At 67.9% G+C, this 19,538-nt stretch carries 19 protein-coding genes; 14 read left to right on the top strand and 5 right to left on the bottom strand.

The features are described from left to right. The first annotated feature begins 160 nt into the window (after positions 1 to 160). The 5 genes from ABI385_RS00655 to ABI385_RS00635 all read left to right on the top strand — a co-directional run bounded on the left by ABI385_RS00655 (position 161) and on the right by ABI385_RS00635 (position 3,185). Positions 161 to 298: a hypothetical protein gene (locus tag ABI385_RS00655; protein WP_348101796.1), complete on the top strand. Its 138-nt coding sequence runs from the start codon at positions 161 to 163 to the stop codon at positions 296 to 298. Then, positions 295 to 1,128, top strand: coding sequence for a UbiA family prenyltransferase (locus ABI385_RS00650; protein ID WP_348101795.1), 834 nt, complete (start codon positions 295 to 297; stop codon positions 1,126 to 1,128). Before ABI385_RS00655 ends, ABI385_RS00650 begins: the two co-directional genes overlap by 4 nt. 147 nt (positions 1,129 to 1,275) lie before the next feature. Then, positions 1,276 to 1,473, top strand: a complete 198-nt coding sequence (locus ABI385_RS00645; protein ID WP_348101794.1) for a hypothetical protein — start codon at positions 1,276 to 1,278, stop codon at positions 1,471 to 1,473. Positions 1,474 to 1,739: 266 nt separating this feature from the next. After that, a complete protein-coding gene (locus ABI385_RS00640; protein ID WP_348101793.1) occupies positions 1,740 to 1,895 on the top strand; it encodes a DUF6131 family protein in 156 nt (51 codons plus the stop codon). A gap of 12 nt (positions 1,896 to 1,907) precedes the next feature. Continuing rightward, positions 1,908 to 3,185: an AI-2E family transporter gene (locus ABI385_RS00635; RefSeq protein WP_348101792.1), complete on the top strand. Its 1,278-nt coding sequence runs from the start codon at positions 1,908 to 1,910 to the stop codon at positions 3,183 to 3,185. Positions 3,186 to 3,392: 207 nt separating this feature from the next. Here ABI385_RS00635 and ABI385_RS00630 read toward each other — a convergent pair whose 3' ends face one another. Both ABI385_RS00630 and ABI385_RS00625 read right to left on the bottom strand, forming a co-directional pair. Beyond that, positions 3,393 to 4,466, bottom strand: coding sequence for a sodium:calcium antiporter (locus ABI385_RS00630; RefSeq protein ID WP_348101791.1), 1,074 nt, complete (start codon positions 4,464 to 4,466; stop codon positions 3,393 to 3,395). Between the two features lie 482 nt (positions 4,467 to 4,948). After that, positions 4,949 to 6,865 (bottom strand): heavy metal translocating P-type ATPase, encoded by a 1,917-nt coding sequence (locus ABI385_RS00625; protein WP_348101790.1) that lies wholly within the window; start codon positions 6,863 to 6,865, stop codon positions 4,949 to 4,951. 211 nt (positions 6,866 to 7,076) lie between these two features. Between ABI385_RS00625 and ABI385_RS00620 the strand changes: the two genes are divergently transcribed. From ABI385_RS00620 to ABI385_RS00600, 5 genes are read left to right on the top strand one after another with little or no spacing between them, the layout of a single operon-like run. Next, positions 7,077 to 8,333 carry an FAD/NAD(P)-binding oxidoreductase gene (locus ABI385_RS00620; protein WP_348101789.1) on the top strand — a complete coding sequence of 419 codons (1,257 nt, stop codon included), beginning with the start codon at positions 7,077 to 7,079 and terminating at the stop codon, positions 8,331 to 8,333. Then, positions 8,330 to 8,653, top strand: a complete 324-nt coding sequence (locus ABI385_RS00615) for a TusE/DsrC/DsvC family sulfur relay protein (RefSeq protein ID WP_348101788.1) — start codon at positions 8,330 to 8,332, stop codon at positions 8,651 to 8,653. Before ABI385_RS00620 ends, ABI385_RS00615 begins: the two co-directional genes overlap by 4 nt. 20 nt (positions 8,654 to 8,673) lie before the next feature. Further along, a complete protein-coding gene (locus tag ABI385_RS00610) occupies positions 8,674 to 9,189 on the top strand; it encodes a DsrE/DsrF/DrsH-like family protein (RefSeq protein ID WP_348101787.1) in 516 nt (171 codons plus the stop codon). Between the two features lie 48 nt (positions 9,190 to 9,237). After that, a complete protein-coding gene (locus tag ABI385_RS00605; RefSeq protein ID WP_348101786.1) occupies positions 9,238 to 11,106 on the top strand; it encodes an aminotransferase class V-fold PLP-dependent enzyme in 1,869 nt (622 codons plus the stop codon). Positions 11,107 to 11,145: 39 nt separating this feature from the next. After that, entirely contained in the window at positions 11,146 to 11,340 is a 195-nt protein-coding gene (locus ABI385_RS00600; protein WP_348101785.1) for a multicopper oxidase domain-containing protein, read from the top strand. A 48-nt stretch (positions 11,341 to 11,388) separates the two neighbouring features. Here the strand turns inward: ABI385_RS00600 and ABI385_RS00595 are convergent, their stop codons facing one another. Both ABI385_RS00595 and ABI385_RS00590 read right to left on the bottom strand, forming a co-directional pair. After that, on the bottom strand, positions 11,389 to 11,655 hold the full coding sequence (locus ABI385_RS00595) for a metal-sensitive transcriptional regulator (protein ID WP_348101784.1): 267 nt from the start codon (positions 11,653 to 11,655) through the stop codon (positions 11,389 to 11,391). A gap of 22 nt (positions 11,656 to 11,677) precedes the next feature. After that, positions 11,678 to 12,070 carry a DUF302 domain-containing protein gene (locus tag ABI385_RS00590; protein WP_348101783.1) on the bottom strand — a complete coding sequence of 131 codons (393 nt, stop codon included), beginning with the start codon at positions 12,068 to 12,070 and terminating at the stop codon, positions 11,678 to 11,680. A 718-nt stretch (positions 12,071 to 12,788) separates the two neighbouring features. Between ABI385_RS00590 and ABI385_RS00585 the strand changes: the two genes are divergently transcribed. Genes ABI385_RS00585 through ABI385_RS00575 form a run of 3 tightly spaced genes read left to right on the top strand, consistent with a single transcriptional unit; the run spans position 12,789 to position 16,233 of the window. Continuing rightward, positions 12,789 to 13,649, top strand: coding sequence for a hypothetical protein (locus tag ABI385_RS00585; protein WP_348101782.1), 861 nt, complete (start codon positions 12,789 to 12,791; stop codon positions 13,647 to 13,649). Next, positions 13,646 to 14,599: an ABC transporter ATP-binding protein gene (locus ABI385_RS00580; protein WP_348101781.1), complete on the top strand. Its 954-nt coding sequence runs from the start codon at positions 13,646 to 13,648 to the stop codon at positions 14,597 to 14,599. The genes ABI385_RS00585 and ABI385_RS00580 overlap by 4 nt, the downstream gene beginning before the upstream one ends. After that, a complete protein-coding gene (locus ABI385_RS00575) occupies positions 14,596 to 16,233 on the top strand; it encodes a hypothetical protein (RefSeq protein WP_348101780.1) in 1,638 nt (545 codons plus the stop codon). The genes ABI385_RS00580 and ABI385_RS00575 overlap by 4 nt, the downstream gene beginning before the upstream one ends. Before the next feature lie 297 nt (positions 16,234 to 16,530). Here ABI385_RS00575 and ABI385_RS00570 read toward each other — a convergent pair whose 3' ends face one another. Continuing rightward, entirely contained in the window at positions 16,531 to 18,243 is a 1,713-nt protein-coding gene (locus tag ABI385_RS00570; RefSeq protein ID WP_348101779.1) for an NlpC/P60 family protein, read from the bottom strand. 199 nt (positions 18,244 to 18,442) lie between these two features. On the opposite strand from ABI385_RS00570, the gene ABI385_RS00565 reads away from it, so the two are divergent. Then, entirely contained in the window at positions 18,443 to 18,913 is a 471-nt protein-coding gene (locus tag ABI385_RS00565; RefSeq protein WP_348101778.1) for a hypothetical protein, read from the top strand. Positions 18,914 to 19,538 lie beyond the last annotated feature (625 nt).

Genomic DNA, 19,538 nt, shown 5'->3' with positions numbered 1-19,538 from the left:
GGTCACGGACCGTCTGCTCGAGAGCACCACGTCGGGAGGCACGTGCGTCAACGCCTCCGCATTGCAGCCGCCCGCCACTCATCGTGCGAGAACGGGCCGGCTCATGTGATCCACTAGCCCGATGGGTACCTCACGGTTCTGATCCGGGACGAGAGGCCGCATGCCAATAGCCAGCACCGACACCAGCGGCAAGATCGGCTCGGCCACGCTGCGCCGGCTCGGCACCGAGGCGGGGCATCAGCTCGTCGGCATGGCACGTCACGTGCCCGAGACCGCCGGCCCCGAGGCCGCGCGGTGACGGCAGGATTTCCGACGACCCGCCCCGTCGGCATACGTCCACTTCTTCGCGCAGCCCACATCGGCCCGTCGCTCGCTGTCACGTGCGTCGTCGCGCTCCTGGCGCTCGGTCAGGACCTCCCCGCGGGCAAGGGGGTCGTCGTAACCGCGGCAGTCTTCACCGGCCAGCTCACCATCGGTTGGGGCAATGACCTGATTGACGCCACCCGTGATCGCAGGGTCGGACGGCCCGACAAGCCCCTTGCCAGCGGCGAGCTGACGTCGTCCTTCGTGCTCCGATGCTTGCTGGCGTCGGCCGCCGCGTGCGTGGTGCTGTCGCTGCTCGCCGGCTGGCGCAGCGCGCTGGTCCACCTTTGTGTCGGTGTCGCGTGCGGGCACCTCTACAACCTCGTGCTCAAGGGCTCGCTCCTGTCGTGGCTGCCGTATGCCTTGGCGTTCGGCACGCTGCCGGCTGTGGTCACGTTGGCAGACGTACCTCCGCACTGGCCTCCGGCGTGGATGCTCTTCACAGCGGGTGCACTCGGGGTTGCAGCGCACTTCCTGAACACGCTGCCGGACATCGACGACGACGTGGCCACCGGGGTCCGCGGGCTGCCTCATCGCCTCGGCCCCGCCCGAAGCCGGGTCATCGCGACTCTGTTGCTGGTCGTCGCCTCCGCGACGGCGGCACTGGGACCCACCGGTGCACCCGTCGGATGGTCCTGGGCAGGGCTCGCCATGGTGGCAGCCCTCACCGTCCTGGCGTTGGTCGGCCGTGGCAAGGCGCCGTTCTACGCTGCCATCGCCATCGCACTGATCGACGTCATGCTGCTGACCGTGGTTGTTGCATGAAGAAATGGGACCTGGCCGCCGCGGGCGCCGGCCGGCCGGTGCCGCCGCCGCCATCGGGGCGCTGCGCGTCGACCCTTCGCTGCGGGTGGCGTTGCTGGACCGGTCCGACTTCTCTCGCGACAAGTCCTGCGGCACCGGGTTCACGAGGTGCGACGCGGGCCGACCGTCACCCTGGGCGGCACCCACGAGGCCCGCGTGCTCGTCGGCGCCGACGGTGCGCACTCGATAGTCCGTCACATGCTCGGGATGCGGCCCGGGCCGATGGCCGTCGCACTGCGTGGGTATGCGCCGATGCCTCAGTCGCGAGCCGGGCCCGAGCGCGGGCGGCGGTCGCGGCACTGGTAGACGACGACCCCGAGCTCCACGAGCGGGACTGGCACACCATCACGCGGCGTTATCGCGTGCTGACCGCCGCACTGCTCACCGCGACCCGGCCGCGGTCAACTCACTGGTCAGGCCGGCGTGACCTCGCGCATGTGCGGCCCCCGATCGTGGAGGTCTTCCGACGTCACCTCACCTCCCTAGGGGTGTACTGACGCCGCCGTAGGGGTGGTTTGGTTTGGGCTCAAGCGCGTGTCGGGTTCTCGCGCCCCAACCCTGAAGGAGTGGTCATGATCATTGTGGGCATCATCTTGCTGCTCATCGGACTCTTCGCCAAGATCGCGATTGTGTGGACCATCGGGATCATCGTTCTGGCCATCGGACTGATCCTGCTCGTGCTCGGGATGGCGGGCCGAGCGGTGGGCGGCCGGCGGCACTACTACTGAGCACCCCTCGCGATGACAGGTACCGTGGCGCGCGAGCGACGCGTCCGCGGCCGCACGGTGATGCCAGCGACGTCGGCGCCATCGGCCGCTCATACGGCTGTCGACCGGCACGACACCCCTGTCGTGGAGCTGCTGAACAGGCCGGTCAGCCATCTGTCGAGCGACCCTGGACACCCGGTGGCCGTGGCCGTCTCGGCACGGAACGTCCGCCGCAGCGCCGTCATTGTGCTGCTCCTGCTAGTAGGTCTGTCGATCGCCCTATGGGCGTTCAGCGCGTTGAGCTCGTTCCTGTTCATCCTGCTGCTGGCATGGCTGGTGTCCATTGCCATGGAACCCCCGGTGGCGTTCCTGGTCCTGCACGGGATGAGACGCGGTCTCGCCACCGGTGTCACGATGCTTGCCGGGCTCCTCATCGCGGGCGGCCTCGGCGACGTCTTCGGCGCCCTGTTCTACGCGCAGATCACCCAGCTCGCCTCGACCTTCCCTAGCACCGTCACCGCCGCACTGACCTGGGTCAACAGCACCTTCCACACCCACCTGGATCTCAGCTCGATCCAAACCTCGCTGGGGATCACGCCGGCCAAGATCGGCGAGCTGGTCAGCCAGTACGGCGGCGGCCTGCTGGGGATCTTCGGCTCCCTGGCCGCGTTCATCTTCGACGCCCTCACCATTCTGGTGTTCGCCTACTACCTGTCCGCCGACTCCCCACGGCTACGGCAGACCATCGGATCCTGGCTGCCCCCGCGCTACCAGTCCGTCTTCGTCACGGTGTGGACCATCTCCGTCGACAAGACCGGCGGGTATGTGGTGTCCAAACTGATCCTGGCCGGTCTGTCCGCGGTGTTCCACCTGGCATTCTTCTCCCTTATCGCCGTGCCGTTCTGGTTGCCGCTCGGCCTGCTGGCCGGCATTCTCAGCCAGTTGGTCCCCACCATCGGCACCTACATCGGAGTCCTGCTCCCCGCGTTGTTCACCCTGTCGACCGCACCGGTCAACGTCATCTGGATCGTCATCTTCGCCACCATCTACCAGCAGATCGAGAACTACGTCTTCAGCCCCAGAGTCAGCCGGCGCACCATGGACGTCCACCCCGCCATCGCGTTGGGCTCGGTCATCGCCGGCGCCGCCCTTTTCGGACCCATCGGCGCACTCATCGGCATACCACTGGCCGCCGTCGCGCTCACCGTCGCCAACACCTTCAGCAACCGACACACGCTGCTACCGGAGCTCGCCTCACTCCAACCACCCGACCCAGAGCCCGCACCGCCAGATGCCCCGGAACCCCAATAGGCCTCGGTCACTGTGTGAGCGTCTCGAACCGGTCCCACGCACGGTGCCTGCCGAGGGAGGCGAGCGCGTCCGTGCCTACCGTTTCGGCGTCTGCGGTGCTGACTATGAGGCGCTTCCGGCTTGTCGGCCATGACCTGGACGCCGAGGTCCCGTCACCCACATCACGGAATTCACGCCCAAGCGAGGCGACCATGCGTCGACGACCGTTCAGGTGGGCAGCGCGATGAGCCCAACGACGCCGATCACGTAGAGGACGAGAACGACGATGCTGTCGACGCCCATTCGATAATGGTTCCTGGACGGCCGGAAGATGAGGCCGACGACATACACCAGGGTGAGGAGGGCGCCGAGTCCGGTGAGGTAGATGTCGGACGTGTGGGCGTTCGGTAGGACGGCTTTGCCGGACACAAGTACCGCCAGGAGGAAGAGGACCGGCAGAAACGCGTTTCCGCCGAAGATGTCACCGAAGGCGAGCTTGTAGTCGCCTTGCTTGACCGAGGTGAGGCCGGTCGACAGCTCGGGTAGGGAGGTGGCGGCAGCCAGGACGGTTGCGCCGAAGAGCACCCCGGACAGGCCAACGTCGCTGGCGGCGGCGGTGCCGCTCTCCTCGGCGAGGGCTCCGGCAAGCAAGGTGGCCACCGCGGCCGCGCCGAAGACGAGAGCCGCTTTCGTGGTGCTGACTCCCGACTTGTTCGCCTTCGCTGCGCGCGCCTTTTGTGAGTGACCACGCGGCTTCGCCTGGCTGTCCGGCGCTTCACCGTGGCGAGCCCACGGCAGTGATTTCCCAGCCCGCTGGGTCAGGACCAACCCGACCACCCAGACCGCCGCGATGAGGACGACCTGGGGGGTGAGCCGGGCATAGACCAACGTGGTGGGCAGCTGGGTACCCATCACCACCACCGCGAGCACGGCGAGGACGACGGCACCCTCGATGACGAGGATCAGGCTGGCGGCTTGGTAGGTCAACGGCCGACGCTCGGTGACACCGAACGCGTCGAGGGCCACCAGGACCACCGTCTGGAGCGCGATGCCACCGAGGATGTTGCTGACCGCTACGTCCAGCTGTCCACTGGCGGCAGCACTGTAGGTGATGGCGATCTCCGGCAGGTTCGTCGCGACGGCGAGCAGGATCAGTCCCCCCAACGCCTCGCCGAGGTGCAGACGGTCCGACAAGATATCGGTGTAGTTGGACAGCGAGATGCCGGCCACCCAGATCGTCACCGCACACGCCACGAAGATGAGCAGCTCGATGGTCAACGGTAGCTTTGGCAAGAGACCCACGTCATGACTGTAGGGAGCGGGGTGCTGGTGCCGCACGTCGAAACCGTGGCTGAGCACGCATACCAGAGCGCACCTGATAGCTGCCCATCAACGTAGCGTCCGGCCAACTGAGGTGACGCGTACGCGGCAGCCGACCCAATCCGCACCAGCCCGTTCGGTGAGCCGATGGCGCTCGCTCGGGGATCTCCGGCCTACGACACCTCGACCAGGTCGACCGTCATCGCGTCACCCAGCCAGGCGGCGACAGCCCGGGGGGCCTGCCCTGTATCGCCCCACAGGGGGTTCTCACACGACGAGGGATCTCAGGCCCGTCTCCTTTGGTGGTCTCTGTCCCGGTCCCTTGTTGTCACCCGTGATGGACCAGACCCGGGGTGCGCTGTCCGTTCGGTTACGCCGAGGGAACGGTCGTACCCGAGTCGAGCGGCTGCGCTGCCCGAGGGCGACCATCGAGCCTCATGCCCACATGCATACCGGAATTTTGGTCATCTGGGGCACACCCGACGCACACCTGTGAGCGGGTCGACGAGCCCGCAACCGGCTCCGCCCGTTGGTCGGCGCGACGCCTGCCGCGCATCACGTCGGCTACCGATCGCGCGTAGCGCGGCGAGGATGGTTGCGAGGTCGACGAGCTCTTGTAGCACCGCACCTGCTGTCGCGGGGATGACGCCGAACGCTGCCACGATCATGAGGCCCACGCTCACGATGATGCCGAGCCAGATGCTCTGCCGGGCGATCTGCACGGTGTCACGCCCGATTTCGACGGCCTTTGCGGCGCGGTAGATGTCGTCAACGAGGATGACGGCGTCTGCCGACTCGCTCGCGGCGGTCGCGCCCTTGGCACCCATCGCGATGCCCACATCGGCGGCCGCGAGCACCGGGGCGTCGTTGACGCCATCGCCGACCATGATTACGGGACGCTCGGTGATGGCCTGCACCGCGTTCACCTTGTCGGCCGGCAGGCAATTGGCGTGCACCGTCGTGATGCCGAGCTCGGCGGCAATGTGGTCTGCGGTTTCTTGCGCGTCGCCGGTGAGGATCATCACGTGGTGCACCCCGAGCTCATCGAGGCGTTCGAGGGTCGCCTTCGCGTTGTCGCGCAGGCTGTCGCTCGCGAGGAGCGCGCCCGCAAAACGGCCGTCGATCGCCGCATACACGGCGAGCTGACCCGGTGCGATCGCGGTGCGCGCGGCATCCGGTGCGAAACTCGCGACAAAGGTGAACTTGCCCACCACCACCTCGCGGTCGCCGATCCTCGCCCACATGCCGTTCGTCGCCTCCTCGCGCGCCCATTCCGCCTCAGCGAGCGGCAGCCCGCGCTCGTTTGCCGCGGCGATGAACGCGGTTGCGAGCACGTGCGAGGAGTATCGCTCGGTGGACGCCACGGCCGAGAGGAGCTCATCCTGCGTGATGCCGTTCTCGGGCCGGATCGCAGCCAATGTCGGGGAGCCGTGTGTGAGTGTGCCGGTCTTGTCGAACACCGCCGTCTTCGCCGACGCCAGTTGTTCAAGCACTCCACCGCTCTTCACGATCACGCCGTTGCGGGCGGCGCGGCTCATACCACCGATGAAGGCGACCGGCGCGGCAATGAGCAGCGGGCATGGTGTGGCGAGCACGAGCACTTCCGCGAAGCGCACCGGGTCATCGGACAGCCACCATGCGATGCCCGCGAGGGCAAGCGAAAACAGCGTGAACGGCACGGCGTAGTGGTCGGCAAGCCGCACGACCGGCGCCTTGCTGGCCGCCGCCTCGGCGACGAGGGCGACGATCTGCTGGTACTGGCTGTCGGCAGCCGTCGCCAGGGCGACAACGACGATCGCGGACTGGCCGTTGATCGACCCGCTGAGCAACGCGTCGCCTGGATGCTTGTCAACCGGCACGCTCTCGCCGGTCAGCGATGCCTGGTCGACCGAGGCCTCCCCTGAGCGGAGGGTAGCGTCGACCGGCACGACTTCGCTCGGCCGGACGAGCAGCAGATCGCCGGGACGTACCTCCTCGGCCCGGACATCGACGATGTCCGATCCGTACATCCGGTGCGCGAGGTGCGGCGCGCGAATGAGAAGGGCGTCGAGCTCGCGTTTCGCGCGGCGGTTCGCATAGTTCTCGAGTGCCTCGCCACCCGTAAGCATCAGCACCACCAGAAGCGCCGCGACGTACTCACCCACCACCACAGTCGCGACCACTGCAGTGACGGCCAGAATGTCGAGTCCCCAATGACCGCGCAGGAGGTCGCGCGCCATGCCCACGGCCTGCCACGCCGCGATCCCCAGGGCGTACACACTGAAAGTCCCCTGCACCGCTGCGCCGGCACCCGTGAGGACGAAGACGATCCCGAGAAGCCCGACAGTAAGGGTCAACGTGACGGTCCAGTACCGGCGGGCGAGCTTCACGAGACGGATCATGCATCAACCCTCTCGTAAGAGCACGTGTCAATCAGACGTTGTGGCGGCGAGCGTGAGCGCCATAAGAGACGCGGACAGACTCGTCCAGCGTGTCGCAGTCAGGGCGCACCCGATCGGCACCGGGCCGTGGGCGGTCGGGACCTTCGCCCCTGGCCCGGGCGCTGAGGGCTGCCTAGGGTCAGGAGGAAGGGCATAGGAGAGGGAGTCAGCTGTGAAGAAGCATCTGCTGGTCCTGGGTGCCGGTACTGCCGGCACGATGGTCGTCAACCGGCTCAGGCCCGCTCTGTCACCGCAGAACTGGGACGTCACCGTCGTCGACTGCGATGACCAGCACCGCTACCAGCCCGGCTACCTGTTCCTGCCCTTCGGCACCTACACCGAGACGCAGGTGACCCGCGCTCGGCACTCCCTGATCCACGACGGGGTCGACTTCGTGATCGGCGAGGTGGACGTCATTCACCCCGAGACGAACGTGGTGGCGCTGATGGACGGCCGAGACCTGACCTACGACTACCTGGTTATCGCCTCGGGCACCTCGCCGCGTCCGGACCAGACGCCGGGCATGCTCGGGAAGGAGTGGCGCCGTAGCATCTTCGACTTCTATACCTACGACGGGGCGCTGGCACTGCGCGAGGCACTGAGGAGCTTCGACCATGGTCGCTTGGCGGTCCACGTCACCGACATGCCCATCAAGTGCCCGGTCGCCCCGTTGGAGTTCGCCTTCCTGGCCGAGGCGTGGCTGCGCGAGCGTGGGATGCGCGACCGGGTCGAGCTGGTCTACGTCACCCCGCTCCCAGGTGCCTTCACAAAACCCATCGCTTCCGCACATCTCGGGTCGATGCTCGACGACCGCAAGATCGTCGTCGAGTCAGACTTCCTGGTGGAGCACATCGACACCGAGACCAAGACCCTGGTGTCCTACGACGAGCGAGAGGTCCCCTTCGACCTGCTCGTCACCGTGCCCCTCAACATGGGTGCCGACTTCGTGGCACGATCCGGCCTCGGGGACGAGTTGAACTACGTGCCAGTCGACAAGCACACGCTGCTCTCCACCGCCCACGTCAATATCTTCGCGGTGGGCGACGCGTCCGACATCCCTGCGTCCAAGGCCGGGTCCGTCGCCCACTTCTCGGTCGAGATCTTCGCTGACAACTTCCTGGAGCTCATCGCCGGAAAACCGATGACCGGTTCCTTCGACGGTCACACGAACTGCTTCATCGAGTCTGGTGACCACAAAGGACTGCTCATCGACTTCAACTACGACACCGAGCCCTTGCCCGGCAAGTTCCCCGTCCCCATCATCGGGCCAATGGACCTGCTCAAGGAGACCCGGGCCAACCACCTCGGCAAGCTGGCATTCCGCTGGATCTACTGGAACGTCCTGCTGCCAGGTCGCCCGATACCGCTGCCATCACACATGTCGATGCTCGGCAAGTCCACCGAAGACGTCTCGAAGAACGAGGAATGAGTGCCATGCCTGTCACAACCATCGACGGCCACCAGATCGCCGTCGACACCGAAGGCTTCATGACCGACTATGCCGAGTGGGACGAGGCGCTGGGCGCGACTCTCGCCGCCCAGATCGGCATCGACCTGACCGACCAGCACTGGCAAGCCATTCGGTTCCTGCGCCAGGACTTCGCCGCCAAGGGCGTCACGCCCACCCTGCGCCGGGTCAGCGTCGTGGGCGCCATCCCGACCAAGACCCTGTTCCAGCTCTTCCCGCAGAAGCCGGCCAAGAAGATGGCCTACATCGCCGGGTTGCCCAAACCACGCGGCTGCGTCTGACCCCGAAGGAGATACCAATCATGACCACCACCACTCCGCAGGCTGCCCCTGTCATCCCGTCGTTCGATGACGTACAGACGGGTCGCACCCTGGCCATCATCTGTTCCAAGGGAACGCTCGACATGGCCTACCCCGGCCTGATCATGGCCAACGCCGCACTCGGCGAAGGCGTCGAGACCCACCTGTTCTTCACCTTCTGGGGCCTCGACATGATCAACAAGAAGACCATGGGCGACCTCCAGATGACCATGCTCGGCAACACGGCCACCCATATGCCTCAAGGCTTGGGCGGTCTGCCAGGGATGACCGCCGTAGCGACCTCGCGAATGCGGAAGTCCATCGCGGACCTCGACGTCCCCGAGGTGCCCGACTTCCTCGAACAGATCGTCGCTTCCGGCGGGCACCTGTGGGCCTGCCGGATGTCAACCGACATGAACCACCTCACCAAGGAGGACCTCTACGACGACGTCGAGGCCATCATCAGCGCCAGCGACTTCATCGACAAGACCGAAGGCGCACAGCTCCTCTTCATCTAGGCCGGCTTTTCACGAACACGAGGTGAAACGATCACGAACACCCGCATCGTGACCGCCGGGCCGAGCGTCACACCAGCGGCTCGCTCGGCGCCCATGGTGCGGATCGAGGCTGGGGTGATCGGCGCGGACCAGGTCCTGGACGGGCCATACGGTCCACGCCGGGTCATCTATGCCGACTACACCGCCTCCGGTCGCTCACTGTCTTTCGTCGAGGACTACCTGCGGCTGATGGTGTTGCCCACCTATGCCAACACGCACACCGAGGCGAGCGGGACAGGGCTGCAGACCACCAGGCTCCGCGAAGAGGCACGCGACCTGATCAGGAAGTCGATCGGCGCCGGTGACGAGACTGCCGTGATCTTCTGCGGCTCGGGGGCGACGGCCGCCGTGGACAAGCTGGTCGGCATCCTCAACCTGCGGATCCCCGCCGACCTCGACGCCGACTGGTCACTCTCCACCCACATACCCGCCGATCAGCGGCCGGTCGTCTTCGTGGGGCCGTTCGAGCACCACTCGAACGAGATACCCTGGCGCGAGACGATCGCCGACGTTGTCCGGATCCGTGCCGACACCCACGGTCACATCGACCCCGCCCACCTGGCCGAAGAGCTCCGCCGATACGCCAACCGCCCCCTACTGATCGGCTCCTTCTCCGCCGCCAGCAACGTCACCGGCATCCTGTCCGACACCGACTCCATCACCATCCTGCTGCACCAGCACGGCGCCCTGGCCTTCTGGGACTTCGCCGCCGCCGGTCCCTACGTCGATATCGCGATGGCCGGACGCCGCAGTCCAGCAGAGCGCCCGAACCCCGAGGCCGGCAAGGATGCGGTCTTCCTTAGCCCCCACAAGTTCATCGGTGGCCCGGAGACCCCGGGAGTCCTGGCCATCCGCCGCCACCTCGTGGCCAACACCGTGCCCGTCGTGCCCGGCGGCGGGACGGTCACCTTCGTCACCCCGAGCGAGCACGCCTACGTCAGCGACGTCGAGCGCCGCGAGGAGGGCGGCACGCCCGCCATCATCGGGGCGATCCGGGCCGGGCTCGTCTTCCAGCTCAAGGACGCCGTCGGTGTCGAGGCCATCCGGGGTCGTGAACAGCAGCTGCTCGCCCGGGCGCTCGAGCGATGGCGGACCACTCCGGCCATCGAGGTCCTCGGCGACAGCGAGGCCGATCGGCTGGCCATCATCTCCTTCCTGGTCCGCGCCCCCAGCGGACTCGCGCTCCACCACAACTTCGTAGTGACCCTGCTCAACGACCTGTTCGGTATCCAGGCTCGCGGCGGATGCTCGTGCGCGGGCCCCTACGGACACCAGCTCCTGGGGATCGACGCCAAGCACTCCCGGGTCTACCAACGAGCGGCCGACTCCGGGTGCGAGGGCCTCAAACCCGGCTGGGTCCGCGTCAATCTCAACTACTTCGTCGCCGACCAGGTCGCCGACCACATCATCGCCGCCGTCGACTTCATTGCCCAGCACGGACACCAGCTGCTGCATGACTACCGGTTCGATCCCGCGACCGGACTCTGGCGCCACCGTCTGGATCCAGGAGATCCGCCCATCCGGCTGGCCGACATCTACTACGACGACTCCGGGGTGATGGCCTATCCCCCGCCGGCAGCGCGGGCGCCCGCCCCCACCCTGAAGGCCTGTCTCGACCTCGCCCACCAGATCGTCGCGACACTGCCACACAGGGCCCCGGCCCGCATCACCCACCCGCACCCCTGCCTTGAGGACCTACCTGCCGGACTGCTCTGGTTCGACCTGCCGCCGGTCTGCCTCACCCCTGCCCCCCAGGGCGAGACCCCAACGGCACCGCCCCCACAGCCTGATCCCGCGCTCCCCTCGCGCTGGCTCCGCCTCCCCCGCGCAGCCGACGGAGCGACTCCGGTATCGCCCAGGAACTTCAGCCGCCCATAGGACGCTCTCCGGCAAGGCCTGCCTGGCGTTAACTCGGTGATGACCCACCCACCGCAGCTGCACGGCCACACCTTCGCCCTGCCGTCAAGACTTCGAAAGGACACCGTGCTGATGGCGCCGATGGAGTCCCTCGCGATCGATTTGGACGCGGACAACGCCGGTGACCGGATGATCCACTGCCTCGACACCTACCACGCCGAGGCCGGCATGACGGTTGCATCCAAGTACAGCTGAACGAGAACGCTGCTTATTCGGTTCACGCTACTTGGCGATCCGGGCCTGTCAGGCCAGGGTGAGGAAGAGCTTCTCCATGCTCGCCTGGTCTGTCGCGCTGATCCCGTCGGGTGACGTCAGGCACTCCCGCATGCCGGAGGAGACGATGGCGAAGCCGGCCCGGTCGAGCGCCCGGTTGACGGCGGCGAGCTGGTTGACGACGTCCTTGCAGTCGCGTCCCTCCTCGATGAGGCGAATGACCCCGCCGAGCTGGCCCTGGGCGCGCCGCAGGCGGTTGATGACGGGCGTCATGTCGTCGGTGTTGAGGGTGACCATGGTGGAGCTCCTTCCGGGGGGGTCAGGCGGCGATGACGGCCAGGGCCGCGGTGAGCCGTTCGCGGGCGTCAGTGGCGACACCGGCGAGGGCGTCGTTGCCCGTCAGAGTGACCATGACCTGGGGGTCCATGGCCTCGACGAGGGTGGTGCCGTCGTCGATCGCGCGGACGACGACGTTGCACGGCAGGAGCAGCCCGATCGACGGCTCGGCCTGGACGGCCGCGTAGGCCAGCGGTGGGCGGCAGGCCCCGAGGATGACATGGGCGGGGATGTCTGCGTCGATCTTGGTCTTGAGGGTGGTGGCGAGGTCGATCTCGGTGAGGACGCCGAAGCCCTGGTCGGCCAGGGCGGCTCGGGTGGCGTCGAGGGTCGAGGCGAACGGGTGCTTGACGGTGGCGCTCAGGGCGTAACCCATGACGTGCTCCTTGGGTGTGCGGCGGGTGGATGGTCAGGGACGGATCAGGCGGACGGATCAGGCGGACGGATCAGGCGGACGGGGTCTGCGCGGCCATCTGAGCCCGGACACGGTCCCTGTCGAGGGAACGGACGCCGTCGATGACCTGCTCGACGCCGGCGCGCCCCGGGCTGGCTGAAGACGAGGATGCCGTCCCGGAACGCCCTGAGGGCGGGGAGGAACGTGATCTTCGCGGCGGCGAACTAGCGCACGGGCCGCACCACGACGCCCAGAAGTCGACCAACGATCGGACTGGCGGCGGCGGTGGACTCGAAGTTCCTGATGGTCAGGGTCTAGGTGCTCATGTGCGGTCTCCTTAAGTACCGATCTAAGGATATACCCACTGGGGTATGCAGCAGGCGGGCACCTGCATTCCCGTCGCACCCGACACATACCCCGTGGGGTACGCCTTAGCCGGCCACGCTGACGTTGGTGGAGTGCCCCGGGGGGTACTACGACTAAGAAGGGAGATACCCGCACAGGTACCTGACCCGATCGCTAGGAGAGCAGTGGATCTCGACGCCACCGTCGGTCGGCTCGCACCGCCTTGATGGTTGGGTGGCTCTTCACGATCGAGGGTGACGAACGCCAGACGCAGACACGCAGACCGGGTCCCTACGACGGTACTTGAGATACTGTGTCTCAAGTTCTGGTGCTACGCGTATCAAGGGGGCATTCGGTGGAGCAGCCCTTCGCCCGTCGTTCGCGCCGGTTGTCCCAGGCCCAGACCGAGCGTCGGATGCTTGACGCCGCGAGCGAGTTGGTCAACCGCATCGGGCTCACGGTGAGCTTGGACCACCTCAGCTTCGAGGAGATCATCCATGCTGCCGACGTGCCGCGCAGCGCGGCGTACCGGCGATGGCCACAGAAGGACTTGTTCATCGTCGATCTCGTGCGCAGGCTGGCCGAGAACGCCACTCCGCCCACGCTCGTGGACGACGAGGTCGCGCTGTTGACCAGCATCGTCGGGGCGCACGTGGAGTGGCTGACCACGGCCGACGGCCGGCAGCGCCTACTCGCTGAGCTGTTTCGCCGGCTGACCGTGCTGGATCTCGATGCTCTGTCCCAGTCTCCAGGCTGGCGGACCTACATCGCCCTGCACGCGACCTTCGTCGGGCTGGCGGACGGCGAGCTGCGCGAGCAGGTACGGATCGAACTGGCCGAGTCCGAGCGGACTCATCTCGCCCGGATGGCGGACTCGTGGGAGCGGTTGTCCGCACTGTTGGGCTATCGGCTGCGGCCCGGGATGGGCGCCTCCTTCGACTCCCTTGTCACTCTCGTCAGCGCCATCCTGCGCGGACTGGCCCTGATGGCGTTGGCGTCTCCACAGATCGCCTCGCACCGCACCTGGGCTACCCCGTTCGGCGCCGAGAACGCGCAGGAGTGGTCGCTTTCGGCTATCGGGATCGCCAGTATCGCTTCGGCCCACCTCGAGCCCGACCCCGACGTGGTGTGGGACGACGTGCGGGCGGCGGCGCTGCCAGCCGCCCTGACCGCCTGGACTCCATCCGATCCACGCAGAGAGGGACTCCCGAGATGACCGTGCCGGCGATCAGCACGCGCGGACTGGGAAAGCGTTACGGCCGGGTCGAGGTGCTGCGCGAGCTGGACCTCGACGTCCGACCTGGTGAGGTCTTCGGCTACCTCGGGCCGAACGGCTCCGGCAAGAGCACGACCATCCGGCTGCTGCTGGCGCTGGCACGGCCCTCGGCGGGGCGGGCGGAGATCTTCGGGTACGACTGCCAGCGCGACAGCGTCGAGGTGCACCGACGACTGGCCTACGTACCCGGTGAGGCCAGCCTGTGGCCGTCGCTGACCGGCATGGAGACCCTGCACCTGCTCGGACGCGTCCACGGCAGTCTCGACTGTGTCTACCGGGACGAGCTGATCGAGCGGTTTCGGCTCGACCCGTCGAAGAAGGTGCGCGCGTACTCGAAGGGGAACCGGCAGAAGGTGCTCCTGATCGCGGCGCTGATGACCCGCGCCGAGCTGTTGATCTTCGACGAGCCGACCTCAGGCCTGGACCCGCTGATGGAGGAGGTGTTCCGGCAGTGCGTGCGCGAAGCCCAGCTCGGAGGCCAGACGGTGTTCTTGTCCTCGCACATCCTCTCCGAGGCAGAAGCGCTCTGTGACCGGGTCGGCATCCTTCGCGATGGCCAGCTGGCTGAGGTGGGCACCATCGCGAGTATGCGGCACCTGGCGAGATCGAGCGTCGACATCACCTTCGACGGCGCCCCCCCGACGGAACTGGCTCATGTTCCTGGCGTCGCCCGAGTGCTGACCGACGGGCGGCGCGTGCACATCGAGGTGGACGGTCAGGTCCAACCCCTGATCGACGCGCTGGCCGCCACCGGCGTGCGCACGATAGTCAGCCGCGAGGCGTCGCTGGAGGAGATGTTCCTGACCCACTACGGCACAACCGGTTCCCACGACAGCCCGACCGGCGAACCGCGACCGCCAGGACGGTCGACCGCAGGCACCCGCCCATGAGCGCCCCGTCGCTGCTGACCCGGTTCGCGCGGGCGCCGGGGATGGTCGTCATCGAGGTGACGGGGCGTGGAGCCGCTCGGTCGGGGGCGCTGTGGGGGGCGGCGTTCGCCGTGTTCATGCTGGTCCAGACGAGCACATACACGTCTCAGTACCCGACGCCGGCCGCCCGCGCGGAGCTGGTGCGCGCGTACGAGACGAACCTGGGCATCAATGCGCTGATCGGACCGATCCGCGACATCGAGACCGTCGCCGGGTGGGCCACCTGGCGTTTCGTCGGAGTGCTGGCCGTGCTCGGTTCACTGTGGGGCCTGACCACCGCGACCCGGTTGCTGCGCGGCGAGGAGGCGGCGGGTCGTCACGAGCTGCTCGTCGTTGGGCGGACCACCCCCGCGCGTGCCACCGCTCAGGCCATCGCCGGTCTCGCGGCCGGGCTGCTGGCGATCTTCGGGCCCTGCGTGGTCGCGCTGGTCGTCCTCGCTCGCTCCGCGGACGTCGGGTTCTCCGTGGGGCAGTGCCTGGCCTTCGCTGGGGTCCTCGTCGCCGGGCCGGCCATGTTCGCCGCCATCGGCGCGCTGACCAGCCAGCTGTTCGACACCCGCCGCCGCGCCATGGCGCTTGGCGGCACCGTGCTGAGCCTGTCGTACGCAGTGCGGATGATCTCCGACTCCCGCCCCAGCCTGCACTGGGTGGCGTGGCTGAGCCCGCTGGGCTGGGTGGAACTGGTTCGCCCGCTGACCCAGCCACATCCGCTGGCGCTGGTCCCGATCGCGTTAACCGTGTTCGCCTGCGTCGCGGCCGCGGTGCGTCTGGCTGCCGTGCGCGACGTCGGCGCGGGCCTGTGGCCGGGACACGACTTCGCTGCTCCGCGGTTGGCCTCGGTACGCGGACCGGTCTCGCTGGCAGCCCGGATGGTCCGTCCGGTCGCGCTGGGGTGGCTGTTCGCGGTCCTGGCCATGTCCGTCTTGATCGGGGCCACGGCCGCCTCCTCCACCAGCGACTCCACGGAGTCGGGCGAGATCGCAGCTACCGTCCACCGCCTCGGTGGCAACGGTAGCCCGGTCGAGCTTTACCTGGGGCTGACCTTCCTGGTCCTCGCGCTCTTGGTCGCGATGATCGCCGCCGGCCAGGTCGCCGCCTTGGCCGCGGAGGAGACCGACGGCCATGCGCAGCACCTACTTGTGGGCCCGCTGCACCGCCTCAGCTGGCTTGCCGGACGCCTCGGATTGGCCGTCGCCCTGGTGGTCGTCGCCGGGTTCACCGCCGGTCTTGGCGCCTGGGCCGGGGCGACAAGCCAGCACAGCCCCGTCGCGCTCGCCCCCCTGCTCCTCGCCGGCGCGAACGTCATACCGCCAGCGCTGTTTGTGCTCGGCGTTGGTGTGCTGGCATTCGGAGTCCGGCCACGCGCGGCAGCCGCGGTCGCCTACGGCTACCTGGCCTGGTCGGGCTTGATCCAGCTGACCGGTGGGCTCGTCAGCATCAACCACTGGCTGATCGACACCTCAATCCTCTCCCACATGGTTCCGGCCCCAGCGACCAGCCCGGACTGGCCGCGCGCAGCGCTCGTGACGGTTCTCGCCGTGCTGCTCATCGCCGCCGGAGGCGCCGCCTTCTCCAAGCGAGACCTGCAAGGCTAATTATCCGATACGCCCCGCGGCACACCGTTCGACTACCTCGACGTCAGACACGCCACGCTGCGACCCCAACTACACCTTCGATTGTGAAGAGCCCGTTTGTGGTCTGCCATCCTCCACCGCAGACATCCGCCGTCGAGGTACGTGCGGGCCTCAAGCCACCTGTCGAAGGTTTCGGTGGGTCGGGTCGCCCGCAGCCTGCGCCACACTGTCGCCGTGCAGGCGACCGCAGCTCCACCCCTATCTGCTGCAGTACCGTGCCGATCCGCTGACGGGACACCGGGGTGCCGGCGCGGGCGATCAGTACCAGCTGAAGGCCTGCTCGTGAGCCCACGCCGCCTGAGGGTTGCCGTAGCGGGCAGTGATGTACTGAAGTCCCCACCTCACCTGCGTGGTCGGGTTGGTGCGCCAGTCAGGTCCAGCAGAAGCCATCTTGGTGGCTGGGAGGGCCTGCGGGATGCCGCTCGCACCGGAGCTGGAGTTCACCGCCGCGGGGTCCCAGTTCGACTCTCGAGTCCATAACGCGTCGAGGAAGGGCCACTGGGCGTCCCCCCACAGACGGTCGACAGTCTGTCGGGTGGCGGCGCGGATCGACCCGTTGGTCCCCAGCGTGACCATGCTGGTGAGCGGACGCGTAGCACCGAAGTAGTCCCAGCCAGGCCCAAGTGCGTCGAACCGGACAGCAGCCCCCGGATGGGGCGCGTCCAGGAACTGCCCCCCGCCCACATAGAGGCCGACGTGGTGAATACCTGCCTCGGTGGCTCCGAAGAACACCAGATCTCCGGGCTGGAGCGCCGCGGCGGATGAGATCGCCCACTGTTTCGTGGCCTCGTACTGCGCATACGCATTGTGGGTGAAGCCCATCCCGACCTGCCGGTAGGCCATCATCGTCAGGCCGGAACAGTCGAAGCTGTCTGGGCCCGCGCCTGCCCAGAGGTACGGCTTTCCAAGCTGAGCTTCGGCGTAGCTCAGCAGGCTCGCAACCGCCTGACCCGGCCCGACGACCTGGTAGGCGATACCCACATAGTTCGCGATCGCGCCTGCGACCACGGCATCACCGGCCGCCGTCCAGGAGCCATCGGCTGCCTGCAGACCGGAGGCGGTCAACGCCGCCGGCAGGGTCAGGACACGAAGGTTCGGGGCGTGCTTCACCAGGCTCTGGTACTGCTGACCTTCGGTGGCCGCAGCGGCTGCCGCTGTTGTCGGGCTCACTGCTCGAACCCAGAGCACCGGCGTCTGGGCCAGGACGGTCGATACACCTGAAGCCTGTTCGACCGCCGGGTGGGCGATGGCGACGATGACGAGGTCCGGGTGGACGGCCGCCGCTGCGGTCGACACCTGCGCAGCCAGGTCGTGCGTCGGTCCGGTCAGCACGTCGGCGGACGCGATCTGGCCTGGGACTCCAGCGCCGGTGAGAAGACCTTGCAGGTTGCTCCGGATCGCTGCGGTGCTGCGGTCGGTGACCACGAGAACCGTGACGGTATGCGCGGGTGCCGGCACCGTCGTCGGCGTGCCAGGCGCAGCCGGTGGCTGTTGAAGTCCAGCCATGACCGCGGGTGAGAAGGTAGCGGTTCCCGGAAGCGCGGGGGCGGGGCACCTGACTGGCAACGCATGCACGTCGATCTGGTTGCCTACGACCCATGCCTGCAGGGCGGGCAGCACGCATACGGGCCCGGCGACGTCGGGGATGTCCATCCCGAATGTGATGCCACCCTTTGCGGCCAACCCGAGGGCCTGTCCCGGGACCACCTTTGCGCCCTGCACGACACTGATCGTGCTAAAGCCCGCGAGGCGGTAGGTGGCGCCGTCGTCACCGGAAAGAACGAGCTGACCAGCCACGACGCCGCTGACCGCGCCGGCCGTCGGCGCGAGGACCGGCGTGCCGGCATCCACGCGAAGCGCCGCCGTCTGTGCTGTGCCTTCAAGCCAGGACGGATGCTGCGCCAGCAGACCGGCACCAACCGGCAGCAGGTAGCTTCCGTCGCCCGGAGGAACCGGTGACGGGGTAGCCACCGGGCCGACGCCGACGTCAGCTTCGTCAGGGGCCGGACGAGCCTTGGACGGCCTGGCCACCTTAGTCGGTGCCGGCTGAGTAGGCGTCGCGGCCGGTGCGGCCGGTGCCGGCGGAGTAGGCGTCGCGGCCGGTGCGGCCGGTGCGGCCGGTGCGGCCGGTGCGGCCGGTGCGGCCGGTGCGGCCGTCGGTGATGTGGCCGTGGTCGGTGCCGCGGTCGGGACGGCCGTCGTCGGTGCCGCGGTCGGAACGGCCGTGGTCGGTGCCGCGGTCGGGGTAGCCGTCGTCGGCGCCGCGGTCGGGGTAGCCGTCGTCGGCGCCGCGGTCGGGGTGGCCGTCGTCGGCGCCGCGGTCGGGGTGGCCGTCGGAGACGTGGTCGGCGCGGGCACCCTTGCAGTCGACTTGCTGACTGAAGGTGGCACGGGTGCGGTTGGACTTGGGGCGGGCGCCGCGGCAGGTGTGCCCGTGTCACCGCCTCGGGCAGTCACGCCCACTGAGACGACGACGGTGCCAGCAGCGGATGCGGGACCTGACTCGGCGGCGAACGCCGTGCCGATCGCCAGCCATCCTGAGGACAGCACCAACACTGTCAGCGCCGCGGCGCGACGCGGGCGCCTACGAAACAGAATTGCCCCGTTCCGCGGGGGCTGCCCAGGCGAGGACTGGCCGTGAGGTCCACGGGCCGGATCCGTCGGCCGTCGACTCATACACCGATCAAGAACTCCAGCCATTCGTCCCCCTAGACGTTTCCCTGAGACTGTAATGCGCCATGCGTCATACCGCACGAGCTCTTCCACACACCGGTTGTGAATCACATATCGGCTGGACAGGTCGTTGCGATCAGAGTGGACAGAGGGGGAAGCCCAGCCAGGCCAGCTGATCATCGCGCTAGAGCCAGGTGTTGCGGCATCGGCGCCCCCACGCGGTCAGGGTGGCGCCGGGGAGGAGCAGAAGTATGCCGGCGGTGATGACACTGCTGATCGGCTTTGGTGAGGGCCAGCACGCGGCTGCCGGTGGGCTTCGTGGTCACGCCTAAAAGGGCGACCGGTTCGAGCTGGCGATCTCGATTGAGCTGACCAGCCTGTGAGCGGGGCGCAGCTCGCGCGCCCCAACTGGCCCGTGTCGAGGTCGTCCGGGTTCAGTGACCGGGCCGATGTCGGACCGGGACACGTTCCAGGCGCCCGACACGAAGGTCGTTCTCAAGCAGGACGTCTCGGGCGGGACCGGAACGGCGGTGGTGACCTACGACCTCGAGCGGTGTCCGACCCGTTCTACGTCCGGGTGCGCGGCACCGACG

The sequence above is a fragment of the Lapillicoccus sp. genome (assembly GCF_039935575.1).
Classification (GTDB): domain Bacteria; phylum Actinomycetota; class Actinomycetes; order Actinomycetales; family Dermatophilaceae; genus Lapillicoccus.
The sequence above is the reverse complement of the archived record's forward strand: the minus strand, read 5'-3'. Positions and strand labels throughout refer to the sequence as shown.